1 protein-coding gene is annotated in these 748 nt (G+C 42.1%); it reads left to right on the top strand.

What is annotated here, in order from left to right; all coding sequences use genetic code 11:
• Positions 1–78: 78 nt before the first annotated feature.
• Positions 79–748 (top strand): response regulator transcription factor (locus ACS8FD_RS19920; protein WP_439277142.1); only part of this gene is annotated, 670 nt, incomplete at its 3' end.

The following is a 748-nucleotide window of genomic DNA, read 5'->3' as shown; positions in this document are numbered from 1 at the left end:
TCTTAGAAAACTCAGAAAAATAACCATGACGACTAAAACAACAATTATTGAATAATAGCCATTACTAAAGGACAGCTCATGAGTAAACAGATCCTATTAATTGAAGACGATCCAGATTTGGCTGAATTGATCAGCGATTACCTGACAATGAACTATTACGATGTTCATCATGCAGGGCTAGGTCAAGAAGGTTTGGATATTTTAGACACTAAAGAGCGTGACATTGATCTGGTCGTACTAGATTTGATGCTACCTGATATGGATGGTATGCAGGTTTGTCAAAAGATACGTGGCAACAAAAACAACATGACTAATAAAGTGCCCATCATTATGTTGACTGCGAAAGGGGATACAACTGATCGGGTGCTGGGTCTCGAGATGGGTGCTGATGACTATATCGCCAAACCCTTTGAACCGCGAGAATTACTAGCCCGCATACGTGCTGTGGTTCGTCGTCATGAGCAGCCTAACCAAGCAGACAGTCAGTCTGATAGTTTAACTTTTGGGCGTTTGAGCGTGTTTCCTGATAGTCATGAAGTGACCATTGATGAGCAGCCAGTACGTCTAACCACTCATCAGTTCCAACTATTACATTACTTTGCAACTCATTCTGGTAAAGTGCTCAATCGTGAGCAGTTATGGCAGGCAATGCCAAACGATGATAGCTCTGATAACATTGACCGCGCAATTGATGTACATATTTCACGCTTACGTGCCTTAATTGAAGACAATCCGCGTCAGCCAAAAC

It is taken from the genome of Psychrobacter sp. 1U2 (genome assembly GCF_051847575.1).
The sequence above is the reverse complement of the archived record's forward strand: the minus strand, read 5'-3'. Positions and strand labels throughout refer to the sequence as shown.